The organism is Eubacterium sp. SB2, assembly GCF_001244405.1.
GTDB classification, from domain to species: domain Bacteria; phylum Bacillota; class Clostridia; order Lachnospirales; family Lachnospiraceae; genus Faecalicatena; species Faecalicatena contortus_B.
In genome coordinates this window covers 1208535-1227697 of sequence record NZ_LN865153.1, presented here as the reverse complement: position 1 = coordinate 1227697, position 19163 = coordinate 1208535, and the positions used below count along the sequence as shown (strand labels likewise).

Genomic DNA, 19163 nt, shown 5'->3' with positions numbered 1-19163 from the left:
GGGAACCCATAACAAGACAGAGACCAGGAGGTTAATATGATACATTTAACAATAAATGGAAAGCCGGTGGAGGTATTGGAAGGCTCCACCATCATGGAAGCGGCAGAGGCTTCCGGCATCCGCGTGCCCAGCCTGTGCCATATGAAAGATGTCCACCAGTACGGTTCCTGCCGTATCTGCGTGGTGGAAGTGGAAGGGATGAAGAACCTGCAGGCGTCCTGTATGGTAAAGGCCAGAGAGGGCATGAAGGTGAGAACCCATTCTCCAAAGGTTCTGGAGGCCAGGAAGGTTCTGTATGAACTTCTTTTGTCCAATCATTCACAGGACTGCCTGAATTGCAGCCGTAACCAGAGCTGTGAGCTGCAGGCCCTCGGATATGAGCTGGACGTGTCTGAAAGCCGTTTTGAAGGCGCAGTGTCCGAGGGGCATGTGGACATATCCCCGTCCATTACCCGTGATACCAGCAAATGCATTCTGTGCCGCCGCTGTGTGACTGCCTGCGCGGGAATACAAAAGGTAGGGGCAATTCAGGCGCAGAACAGGGGATTTGAGACTACGGTCAGCCCGGCGATGGGGCTGCCGCTTAATTCCACATCCTGTGCGATGTGCGGGCAGTGCACCATCGTCTGTCCCACCGGAGCACTCAAGGAGACAGATGGCCTGACACCGGTATGGAAGGCCTTGGCCGATCCCAGGAAGCGGGTGGTGGTTCAGGTGGCTCCCGCCGTGCGTGCGGCTCTGGGTGAGGAATTCGGCCTGCCCTGTGGAACTCCGGTAACAGGTAAAATCGCCGCAGCCCTTCACGATATAGGATTTGATGACGTATTCGATACCTTATTCTCCGCGGATCTGACGATCCTGGAGGAAGGGACTGAGCTGCTGGGGCGCCTGAATGCGGCGCTGGCCGGCGAAGAAGCCGTGCTTCCGATGATCACAAGCTGCTCTCCGGGCTGGATCAAGCATGTGGAGCACCAGTTCCCGGAGGCACTGGGACATCTCTCTACCTGTAAGAGCCCGCATACCATGATGGGAGCATTAGTGAAGTCCTACTATGCAGAGAAAACGGGCACAGAGCCCGAGGATATGTTCGTGGTTTCGGTTATGCCCTGTACGGCAAAGAAATACGAGATTCAGCGGCCAGAGATGGAAGTGGAAGGAAAACGCGACGTAGATGCGGTGCTGACTACACGGGAACTGGCGCGAATGATTAAGAAAGCAGGCATCGATTTCGTAAAGCTGCCCGATGCAGAATTTGATGCTCCAATGGGGCTGGGGACCGGCGCGGCTGATATCTTCGGTGTGACCGGAGGCGTAATGGAAGCCGCTCTGCGTACGGTTTATGAAGTAGTAACCGGGGAAGAACTGCCTTTTGAAAAACTGCATGTAACGCCAATTGTAGGTCTTGAGCAGGTGAAGACGGCGGAGATCACCATTGGGAAAACGCTGCCGGAATACGCGCATCTGCAGGGCGTGACGGTGAAGATTGCAGTGACCAGCGGCCTGGCAGGGGCATCCAGACTTATGCAGGAGGTTGCGGATGGTGCATCGCCATATCACTTCATCGAGGTGATGGGATGTCCCGGCGGCTGTATCAACGGCGGCGGCCAGCCACGGTGCAGTGAGGAGGGATATCGTGAAAAGAGGTCGCGGGCCCTGTACAGCGAGGATGAACGCAAGGTGCTGCGCAAGTCCCATGAGAATCCGGATCTGATGAAACTATATGCAGAATTTCTGGGAGATCCGAATGGACATAAGGCTCATGATCTGCTGCATACACATTATGTTCCGCGGGGAAAATATAACCAGCTGGCAGAATGAGCCGGTTTCAATAAGTTTAGTGAGGATTCTCCCAACTCCATAGGGTGAGAGGTGAATCAACAAAAACAGCGGTGTATCGATCCATCCCGGTAAAGGGATATGGAGGGATACACCGCTGCTGCATGTCGTTATTCTCTGTTAGGGCAATTCTTACAGTAAAATGGATCGGCAAGAATCTTTTGGATCTGACGCTCAATCTCTTCTTCTTTGTCATCGTCCATATCAACGGTAATCTTCTTCAATTTGAATGAAGCTACGGCTTTATTCACTCCCGTTAAGGTGCTGATATGTGTTTCCGTCACTTGAGAGCAGTGTGTACAGGTTACGTTGTCTAAGGTATATACTTTTCTCATTTCTTTCCCTCCTCTTAGAGATTGGGTGATTTTCGGCTCATACGAAAGAATTGCCTGATTCCATGAACAACAATGAAGCAGCTGAAAATATCTTATGCCGGCGTACACTCTGGGGTCTTTTTTCTCCGTCCTATTTCCACCCTTTTGGCTACAATATACTTATAGTTTCATTATATGGAAAAGAAAAAATGCTGTCAATGGGCCTTTAGTAGTAGAATTATTTAAACAATCTTAAAACAGCGTTGTGCCGCTTAAACCCATAAAAGGAGTATTGAGCGATACAGCGCTGTTTCAAGAAGATTCCGGAGCACCCGGAATCTAGTACTGGTTTTAGAACTACAACGATTCAAGTGGAGATACTTGATAAACCATGAACAAACTGTGCAACGAATGGCGGACATTGAATGGTAAGCTGTCCGCAGCCATTCTCTATATGACTGTACGAAATTACTTTGGTCTGCCCGAATTATCTGTTAGGACAAGTCTTACAGTAAACAGGGTTCTCTATTAAGTTGAGAACCTGGCTTTCAACCTCTGCTTCTTTGTCATCATCCATATTAACAGTTACTTTTTTTAATTTAAAAGAAATCATTGCTGATGTTACGCCAGGAATGGCACTCATTTTAGTTTCCATCACTTGTGCGCAGTGTGAACATGTTACATCTCCTAAGGCATAAATTTTTTTCATCGTTTCCCTCCTCTTAGTATGGGATGAAACAGGGGCAGTTGAAAGAAGCGCCTCTGTTATGAGCAGCAAAGCTATGCCGATGCATGCTTTGGGCCTTTTTCATGTCCTGTTTTCACCTGTTTTTGGCTACAATAAATTTATAGTTTCATTATATTTAAAACAAAAGATATCGTCAATGGGCCTTTAGTAGTAGTGTTTGGTCAAGTTGCTGCTGAACATACAGAGATACGTATTAGTATGTGCAGGTCCATTGGCATACGTGCATCCTCCCGGAGGAGTTTTATGATATAGAAAATTCCAAAGGAATTTCCTATATCATAAAAAAAGAGAAGCCTTAATATATTAAGACTTCTCACTTCTCAATCAATGCGGAAGAAGAGACTTGAACTCTCACAGGATAAACTCCCACTAGAACCTGAATCTAGCGCGTCTGCCATTCCGCCACTTCCGCTCGACAAGTGATATTCTATCATAAGCTACCGGACTTTGTAAACCCCTATTTTAAAATTCTTTACCTTTAGGCATTTTAGATGAATTTTCTGAATTCGGAAGGTGTTTGTAGTCATTGTTCAAGACAAGGAGATTCATTGGCCTGCACCGATACTTGAGGAGGTGCTGTGAAATTGCAAAGCCTCCTCACAGCACCCCAAACAGATCTGCCACATCCTCAGTATTAATGATCCGGCTGCCCGGGTTTTCTGCATTTGCCAGAATGGATTTATAGTACTTACCTCTTTCCGCAGCTTTTACAAATGGGCATACATCAGAGGCCAGCTGGTTTTCAACAATTTCGAATACTGTATCTTTTAATCGATTGTTCGGCATTGTAATTTCTGAGGGCGGCTCTCCCTACATCCTACAAATATTCCTCTTGACAAATAAGCTATTTGTTATTATACTTTGATAATCAAAGTATTTTAAGATAAAAGTATTTGGATAAAAATAAAATTACGAATTCAAACATGGAGATAGAATATGATAGGAAAGATATGTGGAACAGGTTCTTATGTGCCGGAGCATTTTCTGGATAACGATGATTTAGCCAGGCTGGTCGATACCAGTGATGAATGGATACGGGAGAGGACCGGTGTTGTGAGGCGGCATATTATTGAGGATGACACGACTGTTTCCATGGCTGTGAAGGCGTCCCGGGCAGCGCTGGAAGACAGCGGCGTGGATCCAAAGGAGCTGGATTTGATCCTGGTATCGACGTTCACTTCAGAGGTTCTGCTTCCCTGTACGGCGTGCGAGGTGCAGCGGGAACTGGGGGCTGTCAATGCGGCCGGATTTGATTTGAATGCGGCATGTACGGGGTTTCTTTTTGCGTATAATACAGCCCAGGCCTATATTGCTTCCGGGATGTACCGGACGATCCTGGTGATTGGGGCGGAAAGTTTATCGAATACGGTGAACTGGAAAGACAGAGGCACCTGTATTTTGTTTGGGGACGGGGCTGGGGCGGCCGTGCTCAGAGCTGAAGAAGGCACCCTTTATCAGCCGGTTACCCATTCTGACGGGGGGAAAGGAAATGCGCTAACGTGTATGAGCAGGCACCGCAAGGACCGGTTACCTGATGAACAGGACACGGACTCTTATATGAAAATGAACGGCCAGGCCGTGTTTAAATTCGCAGTTAAGAAGGTGCCGGAGGCAGTTCTGGAGGTTTTGTCCGGGGCGGGGCGCACTGCGGATGAGGTGGATTATTTTGTTCTTCACCAGGCAAACCAGAGGATCGTAGAGGCTGTGGCGAAAAGGCTGAAACAGGATATCAGTAAATTTCCCATGAATATGCAGGAATATGGGAATACATCCTCGGCCAGCATTCCCATCTTATTAGATGAGTTGAACCGGAAGGGAACGCTCAAAAAGGGCGATAGGCTGGTACTGTCGGGGTTCGGGGCAGGGCTTTCCTGGGGAGCGGCCTTTCTGGAATGGTAGAGGCGGTATATCAGGTAATTTTCTATAGAACAGGAATTAGAAACAGGTAATTGAAACGGGTAATCTCCGGCTGGATATAAGGCTGAATATCAATGTTCAGTTCATTATTTTACGATGTACCAGGCCGGATTACATAAATAAATAATAAATATAAAGAAAAGAGCATGAAAGGAATTTAAAACTATGTTAGAAAAAGTAAAAGAAATCGTAGCAGATTCATTGGGAGCAGACAGCAACACAATTACAGAAGCAACTTCATTCAAGGATGACCTTGGAGCAGACTCTCTGGATCTGTTTGAAGTTGTGATGGCATTTGAGGAAGAATTTGATGTGGAGATTCCATCTGAGGATCTGGAGCAGATCGCTACGGTTGGAGACGTTGTAAAATATTTAGAAGCGCACAAATAATAAGTACTTGAAAGAAAGGTTGTTAGTATGAAGACGAAAGTAACCGAAATATTAGGAATTGAATATCCGATTATCCAGGGTGGAATGGCATGGGTTGCTGAACATCATCTTGCAGCCGCCGTATCAGAAGCTGGCGGACTTGGGCTGATTGGAGCGGCGAGTGCGCCGGCAGACTGGGTACGGGAACAGATCAGGGAAGCCAAAAAGATTACAACGAAGCCTTTTGGCGTAAATATTATGCTGATGAGTCCTTACGCGGACGAAGTGGCAGAAGTGATTGTGGAGGAAGGCGTTAAAGTCGTTACAACAGGCGCCGGTTCTCCTGAAAAATATATGAAGATGTGGAAAGAGGCGGGGGTTAAGGTGATTCCGGTCGTTGCCTCTGTTGCACTTGCTAAACGAATGGAACGCTGCGGGGCGGATGCTCTGGTAGCGGAAGGTACGGAAGCCGGCGGGCACATTGGTGAGAATACCACCATGGTTTTAGTTCCGCAGGTTGCGGATGCGGTGAGTATCCCGGTGATTGCCGCAGGTGGCATCGCGGACGGCAGAGGAATTGCGGCGGCATTTATGCTGGGTGCGCAGGCCGTGCAGATGGGGACTCATTTTGTGGTTACGAAAGAATCTGTTGTTCATGAAAATTATAAAAAATGCATTATTAAGGCAAGGGATATCGATTCCCGGGTTACAGGCCGTTCAACCGGGCATCCGGTGCGGGCCCTGCGAAACCAGATGACGAAGACCTACCTACAGAAGGAACAGGAGGGAGCCTCTTTTGAGGAGCTGGAACTGCTGACACTGGGCGGGCTGCGCAAGGCGGTTGTGGAAGGCGATGTGATAAACGGCAGTGTAATGTCCGGCCAGATTGCGGGCATGGTGAAGGAAGAGTTGTCTTGTACGGAACTGATTCAAAAGCTGGTGAGAGAGACAGACGGCCTGATTGGAGGAAAAGGGTTTTATGAGTAAGACGGCATTTATATTTCCCGGACAGGGCGCACAGAAGGCCGGTATGGGGAAAGATTTTTATGAACAAAGTGAAACGGCAAGGATGCTGATTGATCGGGCATCGGAATTGCTGGATATAGATATGAAAGCGCTGTGTTTTGAAGAAAATGACCTGCTGGATCAGACCGAATATACCCAGGCGGCGCTGGTTACGGTCTGCCTGGCTATGGAAAAGGTACTGGAAGAGCGGGGGCTTAAGCCCGATGTGACGGCGGGACTAAGTCTGGGTGAATACTGTGCAGCAGCAGCAACCGGCGGAATGTCGGCAGAGGATGCTATTGTCACGGTTCGCAAGCGGGGAATCCTTATGCAGAATGCGGTTCCTGATGGAAAAGGCGCTATGGCGGCTGTTCTTGGATTATCTGCATCCGATATTGAAGCGGTACTAGGAGGTGTGACAGGAGTCAGCGTTGCAAATTATAATTGTCCGGGACAGATTGTGATAACCGGATGGAAGGAAAGCGTGGATCAGGCGGCGGAGGTTTTGAAAGAAGCCGGAGCAAAGCGCGTGCTTCCGCTGAATGTGAGCGGCCCATTCCATTCGCCTATGCTTGAGGAAGCAGGGAAGAAGCTGGCAGAGGTGCTGGAGCATGTTGAACTGCATCCGATGCAGATCCCTTATGTGACAAATGTAACGGCAGCGTATGTTCGTGATATTGGCCAGACAAAGGCTCTTTTGGCGAAGCAGGTTGCGTCGTCCGTTCTCTGGCAGCAGAGTGTGGAGGCGATGATTGCGGACGGCGTTGACCGGTTTGTAGAAATCGGGCCGGGCCGGACGCTGGCTGGATTTATGAGAAAGATCAGTAAAGATGTAAAGGTATATAATGTAGGAACGTGGGAAGATGTAGATAAGGTGGTTCAGGAATTATGTTAGAAGGAAAAGTAGCGGTTGTTACTGGTGCATCCAGAGGAATTGGAAGGGCTGTAGCCCTGAAACTAGCCTCTCAGGGCGCGGTGGTTGTGATTAATTATAATGGCTCTGCGGGGCGTGCAGACGAAGTAAAAGATGAGATAGAGAAGACTGGCGGGAAGGCAGAGACGATGCAGTGCGACGTATCCGATTTTGGCGCCTGTGAGAAGTTTATAAAAGAAGTCATTGCAAAGTTCGGCCAGATTGACATTCTGGTCAACAATGCAGGGATTACGCGTGACGGACTGCTGATGAGAATGTCCGAGGATGATTTTGATGCGGTGCTGGATACGAATCTGAAAGGTACGTTTCACTGTATTCGTTTTGCCTCCAGGCAGATGATGAAGCAGAGAAGCGGCCGGATTATCAATCTATCCTCTGTTTCAGGCGTGATGGGAAATGCAGGGCAGGCGAATTACTCCGCCTCAAAAGCAGGGGTAATCGGGCTTACGAAAGCCGCTGCCAGGGAGCTGGCATCCAGAGGCGTGACGGTGAATGCGGTTGCGCCGGGATTTATTAATACGGAAATGACGGCAGAACTTTCTGAAAAAGTAAAGGAGGGGGCTGCAGCGCAGATTCCTCTGGGGAGTTTCGGGGAGCCGGAGGATATTGCGGAAGCGGTTGCATTTCTGGCTTCTGAAAATGCCGGTTATATCACGGGGCAGGTCCTGTGTGTGGACGGCGGAATGGCGATGTAGAAGGAGATCAGTATGAAAAGAAGAGTAGTAGTAACCGGGCTGGGGGCAGTGACTCCGATCGGGAATACGGTAGAGGAATTCTGGAGCGGCATCCGCAGCGGGAAGGTGGGCATTGGGCCTATTACAAGGTTTGACGCTTCTGAGTATAAAGTACAGATTGCGGCGGAGGTAAAGGATTTCGTGGCAAAAGAGCGCATGGATTTTAAGGCGGCTAAGCGTATGGAAGCATTTTCCCAGTATGCTGTTGCGGCGGCAAAAGAGGCGTTCGTGGATGCGGGAATCGATATGGAGGCAGAAGATGCGTACCGGGCGGGCGTAATCGTGGGATCCGGTATCGGAAGCCTTCAGGCAGTGGAGCAGAATTATACGAAAATTGTGGAAAAGGGACCGAGCAGGGTGAACCCGCTGATGGTTCCGCTTATGATATCCAATATGGCGGCCGGAAATGTGTCGATACAGCTGGGGCTGAAAGGGAAGTGCACGAATGTCGTGACGGCCTGTGCATCAGGAACAAATTGTATCGGAGACGCTTTTCGTGCAATTCAGTATGACGACGCGGACATTATGGTGGCAGGTGGAACGGAAAGCTGCATCTGCCCTACCGGAGTGGCCGGATTTTCCGGGCTGACCGCACTATCCACCTCTGCAGACCCCAAACGGGCGTCGATCCCGTTTGACAAAGAGAGGGACGGATTCGTTCTGGGCGAGGGTGCGGGAATCGTAGTACTCGAAGAGTTGGAGCATGCAAAAGCGAGGGGCGCGGAGATCTATGCGGAGCTGGTGGGTTATGGTTCAACAGGAGATGCATACCATATTACATCGCCGCAGGAAGACGGCGAAGGAGCCGGCATGGCGATGAAACTGGCGATGAAAGAGGCGGGCGTGGAGCCGGAAAAGATTGATTATATCAATGCCCACGGGACCAGCACCCACCACAACGATTTATTTGAGACCCGGGCCATCAAATATGCGCTGGGAGATGCGGCAAAAGACGTTGTCATCAACTCTACAAAATCCATGATAGGACATCTCCTCGGTGCGGCCGGCGGTGTGGAATTCGTCGTGTGCGTAAAAAGCATCACGGACGGTTTTATCCATCAGACGGTGGGAACCACAGAGACAGATGAGGAATGCGACCTGAATTATGCAGTAGGTGCGCCCATAGAAAAAGACGTGAATTATGTACTGACCAATTCCCTTGGTTTTGGGGGACATAACGCAACTTTATTAGTTAAGAAGTATGAAGCATAGTGCGCCGCACAAAAAGGAGGCAGCATGAAAATAGACGAGATATTACAGTTAGTGGATGCAGTTTCAAAATCCACGCTGACAGAATTTAAATATGAGGAAGGCGCAGTGAAGCTTTCTCTCAAAAAAACGATAAAAACGGTTCCGGCTGAAGCCGCGCTAGAGCCTGTATTAACAATCCAGGCTCCGGCAGCCCCGAATCAGCCAGCTTCATCCCCGGCAAATCCGGCTCCGGCGGCCGCCGCGGCATCGGATCCGGCCGGAGAGGAAACAGTATCTGCCCCGGCAGCAGAGGGCAAAATAGTAAAATCACCTTTAGTCGGTACATTCTATGCGGCACCGTCAGAAGATGCCGCCCCCTTCGTTAATATAGGGGACAGTGTAAAAGAGGGCCAGGTACTGGCAATCGTAGAGGCCATGAAATTAATGAATGACATCGAGAGCGATTATGCAGGAACCGTGGCAGAAGTACTGGTAGAAAATGGCGATACAGTAGAATATGGACAGCCGTTGTTTGTTATAAAATAGTCAATCAAGGTCAAGGGGGTCAGACCCCTCTGCAGAGGGGTCTGACCCCCTTTTCAAGAAAGAAGGTTAAGAGTGAACAGATTAGATATTAAACAGATCCAGGAGATTATTCCGCACAGACATCCATTTCTTCTTTTGGATTATATTGAAGACTATGAGCCCGGCAAATATGCGGTTGGGTATAAATGCGTGACATACCGTGAGGACTTTTTTAAGGGCCACTTCCCGGAACATCCGGTTATGCCCGGCGTTCTGACGCTGGAGGCATTGGCACAGGCAGGCGCCGTTGCCATATTGAGCGTAGAGGAAAACAGAGGTAAAATCGCATTCTTTGGAGGCATTCAGAAATGCAAATTCAAAGGTATGGTATATCCGGGAGATAAGCTGAAGCTGGAGACTACGATTATCAAGCAGAAGGGCCCCGTGGGAGTAGGCCAGGCAGTTGCTTCTGTGGATGGTAAAGTTGTAGTAACGGCAGAGTTGACATTCATGGTTGGAAATTAAGGAGATGTGCAAGTTATGATTGAAAAGGTATTGATTGCAAACCGGGGAGAAATTGCAGTACGCATTATCCGTGCCTGCCGCGAAATGGGAATCGAGACAGTGGCAGTCTATTCTGAAGCCGACAGGGAAGCCCTGCATACACAGCTGGCGGATGAGTCGGTCTGCATTGGTCCGGCTCCTTCTGCGCAGAGCTATCTGAGTATGGAGAGTATCATAAGCGCGACCCTTGTATCCGGTGCGGACGCAATCCATCCGGGGTTCGGTTTCCTGTCTGAAAACAGTAAATTTGCGGAACTGTGCGAGCAGTGCAATATAACATTTATCGGCCCAGAGTCTAAAGTGATTAAAAAAATGGGAAATAAACAGGAAGCCAGAAATACGATGACAGCAGCCGGTGTACCTGTGATCCCGGGGAGCACCGAACCGATTTACGATGCAAAAACAGGTGCTGCCGCGGCTGATCAGATTGGCTATCCTGTCATAGTCAAGGCGGCCCTTGGCGGCGGCGGAAAAGGCATGCGGGTGGCGGAAACCCCGGAAGATTTTGAGAACAGTTTCAACACGGCACAGAAAGAAGCCCAGATGGCCTTTGGGGACGGCACCATGTATATCGAGCATTTTGTCCAGCATCCCCGGCACATTGAGTTCCAGATACTTGCGGATAAACATGGAAACGTCATCCACCTTGGTGAACGCGACTGTTCCGTACAGAGGAACCACCAGAAAATGATAGAGGAATCCCCGTCCATTGCTCTTACCGAAGAAATGCGGAGAAACATGGGGGATGCAGCAGTCAAAGCCGCAAAAGCAGCGGGCTACACGAATGCAGGTACAATAGAATTTCTGCTGGAAAAAAGCGGGAGCTTCTATTTTATGGAGATGAACACAAGGATCCAGGTAGAACACCCAGTAACAGAGTGGGTAACCGGAATTGATTTAATAAAAGAGCAGATCCGCATTGCAGACGGCGAAAAGCTGCGCTATGCTCAGGAGGATGTCAAAATAACCGGGCACGCCATAGAATGCCGTATCAACGCGGAAAACCCGAAGAAGAACTTCCGCCCGTCACCAGGAACGATTACGGACATGTACCTCCCGGGAGGGAAAGGCGTGCGTATAGACGCTGCCATATACAGCGGATATACGGTGACCCCATATTATGATTCCATGCTTGCAAAACTGATCGTACACGCAGGAAACCGAAAAGAGGCGATCCGCAAGATGCGCAGCGCACTGGGAGAGATCATCATCGAGGGGATCGACACAAACGTAGACTATCAGTACGAAATATTACACCATCCAGATTTTGAGTCTGGTGATATAGACATCGAATTTATAGAAAAAATGTAAAGCGGCATATCAAGATTATCAGAATTGTCAGAAAAAGGTTCGCAAAGGGGTCAGACCCCTATGAAGTGACCCCCATGAAGGAGCTGTTTATGAAGTTACAGAATATGTTTAAGAAGACGAGCAGAAAGAGTTATATTTCTCTGAACGAGTCTAGGCCAGAAGTCCCGGAGGGGCTCCTCAGAAAATGTAATAAATGCGGCGCGGCTATTATTGCGGAGGATGTTAAGCAGGGCTTCTATATCTGTCCGAAGTGCCGCGGCTACTTCCGCGTCCACGCGTACAGAAGGATAGAGATGCTGGCGGATGAAGGATCCTTCGAAGAGTGGGACAGGGAAATGACGACGAAAAATCCTTTGAACTTTAATGGGTATGAGGAGAAGATAAAAGCACTTCAGGAGAAAACAAGGCTGGAAGAAGCTATTGTTACGGGGAAGGTAAAAATAGAAGGCATGCCGGCCGTGGTCGGCGTATGTGACGGCCGGTTTCTCATGGCGAGTATGGGTGAGGCAGTGGGCGAGAAGATCGCCCGTGCAGTGGAGCGTGCAACAAAGGAAAAGCTTCCCGTTATTATCTTTGCCTGTTCCGGCGGCGCAAGAATGCAGGAGGGGATTGTATCCCTGATGCAGATGGCTAAGACATCGGCGGCTCTGAAACGGCACAGCGATGCGGGGCAGCTGTATATATCTGTTTTGACGGATCCGACTACGGGCGGTGTAACTGCCAGCTTTGCGATGCTGGGTGATATCATTTTGGCAGAACCCCATGCACTGATCGGATTTGCCGGCCCCCGTGTTATTGAACAGACCATCGGGGAAAAGCTGCCCAAAGGATTTCAGCGTTCAGAATTTCTACTGGAACATGGTTTCATAGACCGTATCGTTGCGCGTGAAAACATGAAACCAGAATTGGCGGAGATACTTCGTCTGCACAGCGGTGATGCTTGTATAGAGCGCTTGGCGAAGGAGAGAAAGGAACACACAATCCAGGTCGGCAGGGGCAAGAAAGCGCGCAGTGCCTGGGACCGTGTTCAGATATCCAGAAGGAAAGACCGTCCGGTGGGTTCTGATTACATTGAAAATCTATTCGATCACTTCATAGAATTACACGGAGACAGGTGTTACAAGGACGACAAGGCAATCACAGGCGGGATTGCATATTTTGCGGGCAGGCCGGTGACCGTGATCGCACAGGCAAAAGGAAGAAACACCAGGGAAAACATAGAACGCAACTTCGGTATGCCGTCCCCCGACGGCTACAGAAAAGCGCTGCGCCTGATGAAACAAGCGGAGAAATTCGGCCGTCCGGTCATCTGCTTTGTGGATACCCCGGGCGCATTCTGCGGCCTGGAGGCCGAAGAACGCGGGCAGGGAGAGGCAATTGCCAGAAACCTGTTTGAAATGTCCGGGCTGAAAATTCCGGTTCTGTCCGTGGTAATCGGTGAGGGCGGAAGCGGCGGAGCTCTCGCAATGGCAGTTGCCGACGAGGTATGGATGCTGGAAAATTCCGTATACTCCATACTCTCCCCGGAAGGATTTGCCAGCATTTTGTGGAAGGACAGCAAACGCGCCAGCGAGGCCGCCGAAGTCATGCGGCTGACAGCGGATGACCTGCTGCGGCTCCAGATCATCGAACAGGTCATACCGGAGCCGGAACATTATACACAGGAGAAGCTTGAAGAAGTCTGCGCCGTACTGGAACCGCACATGAAGAAATTCCTGGAAAAGTATACAGCTTTTTCCGGGGATGAGCTGACCGAAAAACGCTACAGACGATTCAGAAAGATGTAAATGAAAAGAGAGGTCATGTAAATATGAGTCCACTTAAAATTGGCGAAAAGACGGCCAGGGTGCCCCTGATACAGGGCGGTATGGGGGTAGGAATCAGCCTGGGAAATCTGGCGGGGACAGTTGCGAAGGAGGGAGGAATGGGCATTATTTCGACGGCCCAGATCGGCTTTCGGGAGCCGGACTTTGACGCGGACCCGTCAGGTGCAAATCAGCGGTCCATTCGGAAAGAAATGGAAAAGGCAAGGGCTATTTCGCCTGACGGCCTGATCGGATATAATATCATGGTAGCTCTTAGGGACTATAAGCAGCATGTCGCAGCCGCCGTGGAAGCCGGTGCGGATCTGATCATATCCGGTGCAGGCCTGCCCACAGAACTGCCGGCTCTGACTGCGGGAAGCCCCGTAAAGATTGCGCCCATAGTATCCACAGAAAAGTCTGCTAAAGTGATTCTGAAATACTGGAGCAGAAAATACCACAGGACTGCTGACCTTGTTGTAATTGAAGGTCCGAAGGCAGGCGGCCACCTTGGGTTTAAGAAAGAGGAACTGGACTTTTATTCTCCCGAGAAGTATGAAGAGGAGATCACCAAAATCATAGAGACAGTCCGAGGCTTCGCAGAAGAATACCATATGGAAATACCGATCATTGCAGCCGGCGGGATATTTGATGCGGAAGATGTACGGCGCGTCATGGCTTTGGGAGCGGACGGAGTTCAGGTTGCATCCAGATTTGTGACGACACAGGAGTGTGATGCTGATATCCGTTATAAAGAGGCATATCTCAAGGCATCCAAAGAAGACATTGTAATCGTGAAAAGCCCTGTGGGCATGCCAGGGCGCGCAATCTTGAATCCGTTTATGAAACGTGTTATGCTAGGGGAGAAGATTGAGCATACTCCATGCCACAGATGCCTGGCCAGGTGCAATCCCGCGGAGATTCCATACTGCATCACGGACAGTCTTATACGGGCGGCCAGAGGAGACGCAGAGGAAGCATTATTGTTCTGCGGCGCCGAAACATACAGGCAGAACCGCATGGAAACCGTAAAAGAAGTTATAGATTCTTTGTTTTGAGTGAATACGGCTCAGTAATATGCGATACAGAGAAAGGAGCACAGCATCTGTGAATGCACACGAGACCATCAATGATATACTGGTTCATTTGTTTAATGAAATTTGGGAATTAGAGGAAGAGGCAATTATAACAGATGAGTACAAAGATATCAGCAATAATGACATGCATATCATAGAGGCCATCGGGCTTGGGGAAGACAGCACCATGTCCGCGGTAGCCAGGAAACTCGGCATCACAGCCGGGTCTCTTACGACGTCCGTCAACAGCCTTGTGAACAAAAAATACGTGGTACGTGAAAGAAGTGAATCCGACAGGCGTGTAGTCTATATCAGGCTCACAGAGAAGGGCAGAAAAGCATTTTACCACCATAAGGATTTTCACACGCAGATGACAGATGCCGTCATTCAGAGCCTGGATGAAAATGAAATTCCGATTCTGTTAAAGACTCTGGAAGGCCTTGCAAAGTTTTTCCGTGGGTATAAGGATGAACAGTAACCTTTTTAGTGACTATGGAAAAGTTTTTTTGACGTTTGAGAAAAAATGAGGTACAATACACCTTGTAGCAAAAAAACGTTCATGTTGAAGTCTAAATACTTGATTGTTTTAGCAGGAGGGAGCAAGTATGGCACCAAGGAAAACAACAAAGAAACCAGTAACCACAAAACCAGCGGCAGAAGAGGCTGCAGAGTTATCTGTAGAAGCAGCCGGGACAGCAACTGCAAAAGCTGAGGCTACAAAAGCAGCGGTACCGGGAGAAGAAAAGAAGGAAACAGTAAAGCCAGAGGCTGCAAAAAAAGATGCTGTTAAAACCGAGGCAATTGAGACGAAAGCAGGAAAGGCAAAGGCGATCGAGACAAAGAAAGATACGACAAAAGCCATTGAAACAAGAGCAGCTGTTCTCAAAGATCCTGAACCTGTTACAGAAGAACCAAAGAAAACAGCGGCAAAGAAGGCCGCACCTAAGAAGGCCACAGCAAAAACAACTGCTGCGAAGAGAACCACAAAAAAAGCAGAGTTAAAGACAGAGTTGTTCCTTCAGTTCTCAGGAAAAGAATACTCAGAAAAAGAAGTACTTCAGAAAGTGAAAGATGTATGGACTAAGGAACTGAAGAATAAAGTGGGCGATATGAAAGACGTAAAGATCTATCTGAAACCAGAAGAATTTGCGGCATATTACGTAATCAACGGGGACACTACCGGAAAAGTGGACTTGTAGAATTGCCGGGGATTTGGGTGGGGGCGCAAAATGAAGGGATAGCCGCCAGCCTCCTAAGGGCATACATGCCGTTCCGTATTGCGGACGCAGACCTAAGAAATTCTAAGAAGCAGCCAGCCGCGGAAGTGGGGCACAGATGGCACATCACGAGAAATCCGATGATTTCTCGCGCTGGGCCATCCGCTTTTATGATTCGGAATCATAAAAGCTCCCCACTTTCGCGGCTGTCTGCTTCTAAGAATTTCTAAGGCCTGCTTTAGCAGTACGGAACGGCATGTATGCCCTTAGGAGGCTGGCGGCTATCCCTTCATTTTGCTGGGCGCATCCAATCGGTAAAAAAGCGCGTCAATTGGGGCGCTGCGTAACGGGGGAAGCGTATGAATTCGCTTGGTGATACGAAATAAATTCGGTACATGGTAAGGACAAGGCGTTCATGTACTTACAGTGTAACTGTTTATACTTCTGTCAGGCCGCACTCTTCCCATTGGTAAACAAATGGAGATTTTATGTTCCGCCAAGCGAATCAATACGCTGCTCCGTTTCAGCGCCTCTCCAGGTGACAACCTTCCTCCGATTGGATGCACCCAGCGAAATTAAGAGAGCACCGTAAGCCTCCCAATTGCACCTATGCCGTTTAGAAGTGCTAAAGCGGACCTTAGAAATTCTTGGAAGCCGACAGCCGAAAAAGTGGGGAAATTTTGTGATCACCGAATCACAAAATTAGGCGACCCAGCGCGAGAAATCATCGGATTTCTCGTGATGTGTCGCCTGTGCCCCACTTTTTTGGCTGTCGGCTTCCTAGAATTTCTTAGGTTCGTGTCCGCACATCAAAACGGCATAGGTGCAATTGGGAGGCTTACGGTGCTCTCTTTATTTCGCGCCCCCATCCGCCGACAAATCCAAAGCTCGTCACCTACTGCTGAGTATTCTTAATGGCAATCTCAGGAAGAGTGTGGTAAAATTGCAGTTAGAAGATAGGTTTTTGAAGAATTATTGATTGATGATATTTTTGAATCAGATATAAAGCACAGAAAAACGGGGGAGTAAAAAGATGAGAACAGAGAACAGCGGCAGTAACAAAAAAGACAGTGAAAAAGGAAGGCATCCTGCCGTTAAACTATATCTGCGTATTATGCTGGCACTTTATGGGGTGGCCGTACTCACGTGCCTGATCTGCAATCTGGTTATTGAGCACAGACTTTCCTGGTTTTACATTGTCCTGTTTTCAATTGGGATCGCTTTTTCAGTCACGATCCTGCCGGTACTTGTAAAAAAGCACAGAGTCATTCTGCCGGCACTCGGTGTTACGCTTTTTACATTTCTGCTTCTGTACGCGTGTAACCTTTATACAGGAGGGGACTGGTTGTATCGGTATGCATTTCCTATCGCGGCATTTCCGGTTGCTGCAGTCTGGCTGATGATTCTTACGGCAAAGATAAAGGGAATGAACTGGTATTTTAAATCTGCGTTTATTTCACTTTTGGCAGGAATACTAATTATGACACTGAATACATGGGTTGACGCTGTGCTGAGCGGAAAAGATAATCTTGTAAAAACGTTTGTATTGAAGTTTAATCCCACGGATACGGGGTATTTAGTCAATACATTGATCGGGATTTGTTTTGCGGCATATTTCTTTATTGGAATATGGCTTGGCATATCAAAGAGGGAGAAAAACAGACAAAGATTAAACGAAGCAGATGCCTCCGAACAGCAGGAGGAGGGGGAGTAAGCAGCGGGGAAAAGAGGTGCTGATATGGAATTTGAACAGGATTATATTATGAGGATGATAAAGGGGGAAACAGCGGCCCTGGCGCGGATTATATTTCGAAAGACAAGTCCGCAGTATGAGCTTCCGGAGGAAAATAAATATACGGCAGCGGATGATCTGTTTGCCCGTCTGGTAAGAATGGCGGATGCAGGAGCGGTGAATAAGGCGGAAAATATGCTGTACCAGGAACTGGATCAGTCGGATCAAACTTATCTGGAAATGGGAATTGGATTTTATCATCATCTGAACGAATACGGGGATGATTTTCTGGCCCAAAACGATTATACAAGAGAAGAGATCGGCGAGGGGATCAGGCAGCTGCTTGCGGAGTACGGAATGGATTCTCTGGATGAGATACTTGAGATCTAATGTATTACATGTAATGAATATAGAAGAAAAGAGGTTGGAAAAATGACAAGATTGGAGCAGCAGATTCAGTTTATCAGGGAGATCGATAAGGTAAAAAATATTTACCGGCAGACCTACCTGGCAGACGGCCGGAGAAAGGAAAACGATGCGGAACATTCCTGGCACATTGCGCTGATGGCAGTGCTTTTGCAGGAGTATGTGCCGGATGCAGATGCGGCCAGGGTGATGACCATGGTTCTGATTCACGATCTGGTTGAGATTGATGCAGGAGATACCTATGCGTATGATTCCGCAGGGGCAGAGACGAAACGTGTCAGGGAAGCGGCAGCGGCGGACCGGATATTCGGTCTTCTTCCGGAGGAACAGGGGCAGGAGTTCCGCAGGTTGTGGGAGGAGTTTGAGGAGTATGAGACTCCGGATGCGAAGTTTGCCCATCTGCTGGATAATTTTCAGCCGCTGCTGCTCAATGATGCATCCGGCGGAAAAAGCTGGGCGGAGCATAAGGTGAAAAAGTCACAGATTTATAAACGGAATCAGAAAATAGAGGAAACCTCGGAAGATATATGGAAATGTATGCAGGCGATTGTACAGGAGCATATTGAGAAAGGAAATGTGATAGACAGATAGCGCATCCGATATCGGCCATAACCCATGAATGCAGAGACGGCGGTGCCCGTTAGTATGCATGTTTACGTGGCTGTTGCAAAATGGAGCCGGTGTGTGAATCAGGAGGTATCAGAATGTACGAAAAGGAAATAGAACTGCTTCAGAAAATAATAGATGACAGCGGTAACATTGTGTTTTTTGGCGGTGCAGGAGTATCCACAGAGAGCAATATTCCTGATTTCAGGAGTGCTGACGGTATTTACCATCAGAAATACAAATACTCTCCGGAACAGGTAGTAAGCCACAGCTTTTTTATGGAGTATACAGAAACATTTTACGACTTTTACAAGGAAAAAATGATGATATTAGATGCGCTGCCCAACCCTGCGCATCTCAAACTGGCAGAGCTGGAACAGGCGGGAAAGCTGAAGGCTGTGATCACACAGAATATTGACGGCCTTCATCAGGCTGCCGGCAGCCGGACTGTCTTCGAACTCCACGGCAGCATCCACAGGAACTACTGCATGAAGTGCGGGCGTTTTTACGATGCGCAGTTTGTCAAGAACTCCGACGGTATACCGCGCTGTGAATGCGGAGGTATCGTCAAACCGGATGTGGTGCTGTACGAGGAAGGTCTGGATTCCAGGACAATCCAGGGGGCGGTAGGTGCAATTACCGAGGCAGATACCCTTATTATTGGAGGAACCTCGTTGGTAGTTTATCCGGCCGCGGGATTCATCGATTATTTCCGTGGAAGGCATCTGGTTGTAATTAATAAGTCAGAGACTGCAAAGGCCGTCCGGGCTGAGCTAAACATATCCGCACCCATTGGGCAGATATTGGGTGCAATTACAGTGCAGTAATCATTTCACCTATGAATGCATATGCAGGG

The 19163-nt window shown here is 48.7% G+C and carries 21 protein-coding genes and 1 tRNA gene; 18 read left to right on the top strand and 4 right to left on the bottom strand.

The genetic code is table 11. The features are described from left to right. Positions 1-36: 36 nt before the first annotated feature. Entirely contained in the window at positions 37-1818 is a 1782-nt protein-coding gene (locus BN1938_RS17890; RefSeq protein ID WP_050641850.1) for an NADH-dependent [FeFe] hydrogenase, group A6, read from the top strand. 128 nt (positions 1819-1946) lie between these two features. Here BN1938_RS17890 and BN1938_RS17885 read toward each other — a convergent pair whose 3' ends face one another. From BN1938_RS17885 to BN1938_RS17870, 4 genes are all read right to left on the bottom strand, one after another. Beyond that, positions 1947-2171: a heavy-metal-associated domain-containing protein gene (locus BN1938_RS17885; protein ID WP_025654624.1), complete on the bottom strand. Its 225-nt coding sequence runs from the start codon at positions 2169-2171 to the stop codon at positions 1947-1949. A gap of 466 nt (positions 2172-2637) precedes the next feature. Further along, positions 2638-2859, bottom strand: coding sequence for a heavy-metal-associated domain-containing protein (locus BN1938_RS17880; RefSeq protein ID WP_025654625.1), 222 nt, complete (start codon positions 2857-2859; stop codon positions 2638-2640). A gap of 367 nt (positions 2860-3226) precedes the next feature. Next, positions 3227-3310 (bottom strand) — tRNA-Leu (locus tag BN1938_RS17875). Between the two features lie 185 nt (positions 3311-3495). After that, positions 3496-3684, bottom strand: coding sequence for a hypothetical protein (locus BN1938_RS17870; protein WP_050641849.1), 189 nt, complete (start codon positions 3682-3684; stop codon positions 3496-3498). 150 nt (positions 3685-3834) lie between these two features. Between BN1938_RS17870 and BN1938_RS17865 the strand changes: the two genes are divergently transcribed. From BN1938_RS17865 to BN1938_RS17785, 17 genes are all read left to right on the top strand, one after another. Then, positions 3835-4797: a beta-ketoacyl-ACP synthase III gene (locus BN1938_RS17865; RefSeq protein WP_050641848.1), complete on the top strand. Its 963-nt coding sequence runs from the start codon at positions 3835-3837 to the stop codon at positions 4795-4797. 183 nt (positions 4798-4980) lie between these two features. Continuing rightward, entirely contained in the window at positions 4981-5205 is a 225-nt protein-coding gene (locus tag BN1938_RS17860; RefSeq protein ID WP_050641847.1) for an acyl carrier protein, read from the top strand. A gap of 27 nt (positions 5206-5232) precedes the next feature. Then, complete coding sequence (gene fabK / locus BN1938_RS17855; RefSeq protein ID WP_050641846.1) at positions 5233-6171, top strand: enoyl-[acyl-carrier-protein] reductase FabK; 939 nt, start codon at positions 5233-5235, stop codon at positions 6169-6171. After that, complete coding sequence (gene fabD, locus BN1938_RS17850) at positions 6164-7084, top strand: ACP S-malonyltransferase (RefSeq protein ID WP_050641845.1); 921 nt, start codon at positions 6164-6166, stop codon at positions 7082-7084. The genes fabK and fabD overlap by 8 nt, the downstream gene beginning before the upstream one ends. Then, positions 7078-7818 (top strand): 3-oxoacyl-[acyl-carrier-protein] reductase, encoded by a 741-nt coding sequence (gene fabG / locus BN1938_RS17845; RefSeq protein ID WP_050641844.1) that lies wholly within the window; start codon positions 7078-7080, stop codon positions 7816-7818. The genes fabD and fabG overlap by 7 nt, the downstream gene beginning before the upstream one ends. Before the next feature lie 12 nt (positions 7819-7830). Further along, positions 7831-9069 (top strand): beta-ketoacyl-ACP synthase II, encoded by a 1239-nt coding sequence (gene fabF, locus BN1938_RS17840; protein ID WP_050641843.1) that lies wholly within the window; start codon positions 7831-7833, stop codon positions 9067-9069. Between the two features lie 24 nt (positions 9070-9093). Then, positions 9094-9594 (top strand): acetyl-CoA carboxylase biotin carboxyl carrier protein, encoded by a 501-nt coding sequence (gene accB / locus BN1938_RS17835; RefSeq protein WP_050641842.1) that lies wholly within the window; start codon positions 9094-9096, stop codon positions 9592-9594. Between the two features lie 72 nt (positions 9595-9666). Next, on the top strand, positions 9667-10098 hold the full coding sequence (gene fabZ, locus BN1938_RS17830) for a 3-hydroxyacyl-ACP dehydratase FabZ (protein WP_050641841.1): 432 nt from the start codon (positions 9667-9669) through the stop codon (positions 10096-10098). A gap of 15 nt (positions 10099-10113) precedes the next feature. After that, on the top strand, positions 10114-11448 hold the full coding sequence (locus BN1938_RS17825; protein WP_050641840.1) for an acetyl-CoA carboxylase biotin carboxylase subunit: 1335 nt from the start codon (positions 10114-10116) through the stop codon (positions 11446-11448). A gap of 89 nt (positions 11449-11537) precedes the next feature. After that, positions 11538-13235 carry an acetyl-CoA carboxylase carboxyl transferase subunit gene (locus tag BN1938_RS17820; protein ID WP_050642742.1) on the top strand — a complete coding sequence of 566 codons (1698 nt, stop codon included), beginning with the start codon at positions 11538-11540 and terminating at the stop codon, positions 13233-13235. 23 nt (positions 13236-13258) lie between these two features. Then, on the top strand, positions 13259-14308 hold the full coding sequence (locus BN1938_RS17815) for an NAD(P)H-dependent flavin oxidoreductase (RefSeq protein WP_050641839.1): 1050 nt from the start codon (positions 13259-13261) through the stop codon (positions 14306-14308). A 49-nt stretch (positions 14309-14357) separates the two neighbouring features. Then, a complete protein-coding gene (locus BN1938_RS17810; RefSeq protein WP_050641838.1) occupies positions 14358-14804 on the top strand; it encodes a MarR family winged helix-turn-helix transcriptional regulator in 447 nt (148 codons plus the stop codon). A gap of 127 nt (positions 14805-14931) precedes the next feature. After that, positions 14932-15525, top strand: a complete 594-nt coding sequence (locus BN1938_RS17805) for a DUF6465 family protein (protein ID WP_050641837.1) — start codon at positions 14932-14934, stop codon at positions 15523-15525. A 1051-nt stretch (positions 15526-16576) separates the two neighbouring features. Beyond that, positions 16577-17257 (top strand): DUF6320 domain-containing protein, encoded by a 681-nt coding sequence (locus BN1938_RS17800; protein WP_050641836.1) that lies wholly within the window; start codon positions 16577-16579, stop codon positions 17255-17257. Positions 17258-17281: 24 nt separating this feature from the next. Beyond that, positions 17282-17665, top strand: coding sequence for a DUF6483 family protein (locus BN1938_RS17795; protein WP_050641835.1), 384 nt, complete (start codon positions 17282-17284; stop codon positions 17663-17665). A 42-nt stretch (positions 17666-17707) separates the two neighbouring features. Continuing rightward, complete coding sequence (locus BN1938_RS17790) at positions 17708-18292, top strand: HD domain-containing protein (RefSeq protein ID WP_050641834.1); 585 nt, start codon at positions 17708-17710, stop codon at positions 18290-18292. Positions 18293-18405: 113 nt separating this feature from the next. Continuing rightward, positions 18406-19134 (top strand): NAD-dependent protein deacylase, encoded by a 729-nt coding sequence (locus tag BN1938_RS17785; protein WP_050641833.1) that lies wholly within the window; start codon positions 18406-18408, stop codon positions 19132-19134. Positions 19135-19163: the final 29 nt, after the last annotated feature.

Bases quoted from the DNA above. Each gene is read 5' to 3' on its own strand.
- BN1938_RS17795 (WP_050641835.1), top strand. From the start codon at position 17,282: ATGGAATTTGAACAGGATTATATTATGAGGATGATAAAGGGGGAAACA.
- fabD (WP_050641845.1), top strand. From the start codon at position 6,164: ATGAGTAAGACGGCATTTATATTTCCCGGACAGGGCGCACAGAAGGCC.
- accB (WP_050641842.1), top strand. From the start codon at position 9,094: ATGAAAATAGACGAGATATTACAGTTAGTGGATGCAGTTTCAAAATCC.
- BN1938_RS17800 (WP_050641836.1), top strand. From the start codon at position 16,577: ATGAGAACAGAGAACAGCGGCAGTAACAAAAAAGACAGTGAAAAAGGA.
- BN1938_RS17890 (WP_050641850.1), top strand. From the start codon at position 37: ATGATACATTTAACAATAAATGGAAAGCCGGTGGAGGTATTGGAAGGC.
- BN1938_RS17865 (WP_050641848.1), top strand. From the start codon at position 3,835: ATGATAGGAAAGATATGTGGAACAGGTTCTTATGTGCCGGAGCATTTT.
- BN1938_RS17880 (WP_025654625.1), bottom strand. From the start codon at position 2,859: ATGAAAAAAATTTATGCCTTAGGAGATGTAACATGTTCACACTGCGCA.
- BN1938_RS17805 (WP_050641837.1), top strand. From the start codon at position 14,932: ATGGCACCAAGGAAAACAACAAAGAAACCAGTAACCACAAAACCAGCG.
- BN1938_RS17860 (WP_050641847.1), top strand. From the start codon at position 4,981: ATGTTAGAAAAAGTAAAAGAAATCGTAGCAGATTCATTGGGAGCAGAC.
- BN1938_RS17785 (WP_050641833.1), top strand. From the start codon at position 18,406: ATGTACGAAAAGGAAATAGAACTGCTTCAGAAAATAATAGATGACAGC.
- BN1938_RS17790 (WP_050641834.1), top strand. From the start codon at position 17,708: ATGACAAGATTGGAGCAGCAGATTCAGTTTATCAGGGAGATCGATAAG.
- fabK (WP_050641846.1), top strand. From the start codon at position 5,233: ATGAAGACGAAAGTAACCGAAATATTAGGAATTGAATATCCGATTATC.
- fabG (WP_050641844.1), top strand. From the start codon at position 7,078: ATGTTAGAAGGAAAAGTAGCGGTTGTTACTGGTGCATCCAGAGGAATT.
- BN1938_RS17825 (WP_050641840.1), top strand. From the start codon at position 10,114: ATGATTGAAAAGGTATTGATTGCAAACCGGGGAGAAATTGCAGTACGC.
- BN1938_RS17820 (WP_050642742.1), top strand. From the start codon at position 11,538: ATGAAGTTACAGAATATGTTTAAGAAGACGAGCAGAAAGAGTTATATT.
- BN1938_RS17870 (WP_050641849.1), bottom strand. From the start codon at position 3,684: ATGCCGAACAATCGATTAAAAGATACAGTATTCGAAATTGTTGAAAAC.
- BN1938_RS17885 (WP_025654624.1), bottom strand. From the start codon at position 2,171: ATGAGAAAAGTATATACCTTAGACAACGTAACCTGTACACACTGCTCT.
- BN1938_RS17815 (WP_050641839.1), top strand. From the start codon at position 13,259: ATGAGTCCACTTAAAATTGGCGAAAAGACGGCCAGGGTGCCCCTGATA.
- fabF (WP_050641843.1), top strand. From the start codon at position 7,831: ATGAAAAGAAGAGTAGTAGTAACCGGGCTGGGGGCAGTGACTCCGATC.